Below are 1,803 nucleotides of genomic sequence, written 5' to 3'. Positions count from 1 at the left end.
CGCATCGACTCGGCATCGTCGAGGCGGAAGGTCCCATCGCGGGTGAGCACCAGCGAGGTGGCAAGGCGGGCAATCACTTCGGCCAGTCGATCAGGGTCGTCGGTGGCGGCACGGCCGGCTTGAATCTCGGAGCGGAGCAGCTCGGCGATCAACGACGAGTAGAGCGCGAGCACCGGACCGCCGTCGACTGTCAGCAAGGGCAGCAGAACCCATTCTCTGTCATCCGGATTCCAGCTCATATCCGTGAGAGTTTCAGAACCGCACGTCCTCTGCACCGGTAGGAGATGAGTGTCATGACCGGAGCGGAGCTGCTCCAGCACCCACCCGGCGACCGAGTCGGTGGGCCGAATCGGTTGATTTGTTGTCGGGCTGTCGGTCTACGCACAGCTTCTTCGTCGTATGGATAGACACCCGAAATGCGCGGAAACATGACGGAATAAGGAACGCAATGAACATCATGAAACTCAGCGACACCGCACGCCAACTCATCGGTTCCGACCCTGCAACGCTGGTCACGAATAATCGCGATGGCAGCCCGCAGGTCAGCGTGGTCTGGGTGACGGTGCAGAGTACGGCCGACGGTGGCGACGAGCTGGTCACCGCTCATCTGCAGGAACATCTGAAGATCCGCAACATCCGGCGTGATCCCCGCGTGGCGGTGACCATCGTGTCCACCGACCGCAGCGGGCCCCAGACCCCTTATCTTTCGATCAAGGGCACGGCACGTGTCGAGGAGGGCGGTGCGCCCGAACTGCTCGACGAGATCGCGACGACGATCTTCGGCCCTGGCACCGGTTTCCCGCCGCCCGGCTCACCGGCCGGATACCTGACTCACATCACGATCGAGAAGGTCGGCGGCGTCGGACCCTGGGCATCCTGACGGCCGGCCTGGCGACGCTGAACGTCCGCTTCCCGCTGACTCTGGCGGCCATGGTGACGGGGGCGGTCGTGTCGATAACCCCACGCATTGGTTGACCGCGATTTCCTCATGTTCGTGGCGAGTTCTACAACCATACGGTTGTGCAAGCTTGGGCACATCGTGTCGTTCGGCTTGACTACACGCGTTCCGTCGCGCGCGCCGCCTCGGCGATCAGCTCGGCGTATTGACGCTCAAGGGCTTTGGCCGCGCCGTGGCGCCAGCCCTGGGCAATGGACTGCGACATAGGGTCGGGAAAGATCTCCTCCTCATCGGCGTCGACTCCGTCGAAAATTGCCTGTGCAACGGATTGCGTTGTGGCCTTTGGAATGTCGAGGCCCTTGGTCATGTCGGTATCGGTGGGGCCGGTCAGTACGGCATGAACGCTTACACCGTTTTCCACCAGAGAGGCGCGTAACGATTGGGTGAAATTGAATGCCGCCGCTTTCGAGATTGAGTAGGCGGGGATGAGCGGTAAGGGAGCCAGCGCGTTGACCGATAGGTTGTTGACAATGGCTCCGCCGGAACGGATCAACATCGGCAGAAACGCCTGGGTCACGGCGTACGTGCCGAAGAAGTTCACGGCGAGGTGCTGTCCGAGCACCGAGGGATTGCTCAAGTCGTCATACAGCGCGATGCCGGCATTGTTTACAAGCACGTCCAGTGATGGGATTGCGTCGACGGCGTTTTGTATGTGCCCCGAATCGGTGATGTCCAGTGTGAGGGGCACCACCCGCGCATCGGTGTGTGAGAAGGCCTGGCGCGAGCCGGCATACACCCGGGCTGCACCTCTATTCACGGCCTCCTTCACCAGTGCCTGGCCGATGCCGCGGTTGGCGCCGGTAATCAGAACGGCTTTGTTGGCAATTCTCCGCATAATGACGGTC

Annotated in this window: 2 protein-coding genes and 1 pseudogene; 1 reads left to right on the top strand and 2 read right to left on the bottom strand. The window is 61.8% G+C overall.

Features of this window, described 5'->3' with window-relative positions; translation table 11 throughout:
• Positions 1 to 239: pseudogene (locus WAN71_RS15235) on the bottom strand (hypothetical protein); the annotation flags it as partial.
• Positions 240 to 448: 209 nt separating this feature from the next.
• On the opposite strand from WAN71_RS15235, the gene WAN71_RS15230 reads away from it, so the two are divergent.
• Positions 449 to 880, top strand: coding sequence for a TIGR03618 family F420-dependent PPOX class oxidoreductase (locus WAN71_RS15230; protein ID WP_422226128.1), 432 nt, complete (start codon positions 449 to 451; stop codon positions 878 to 880).
• A gap of 175 nt (positions 881 to 1,055) precedes the next feature.
• Here WAN71_RS15230 and WAN71_RS15225 read toward each other — a convergent pair whose 3' ends face one another.
• A complete protein-coding gene (locus WAN71_RS15225; RefSeq protein WP_422226129.1) occupies positions 1,056 to 1,796 on the bottom strand; it encodes an SDR family NAD(P)-dependent oxidoreductase in 741 nt (246 codons plus the stop codon).
• Positions 1,797 to 1,803 lie beyond the last annotated feature (7 nt).

The sequence above is a fragment of the Mycobacterium sp. genome (assembly GCF_049280035.1).
Classification (GTDB): Bacteria; Actinomycetota; Actinomycetes; order Mycobacteriales; family Mycobacteriaceae; genus Mycobacterium.
This window is presented reverse-complemented; position numbering and strand designations above follow the sequence as displayed.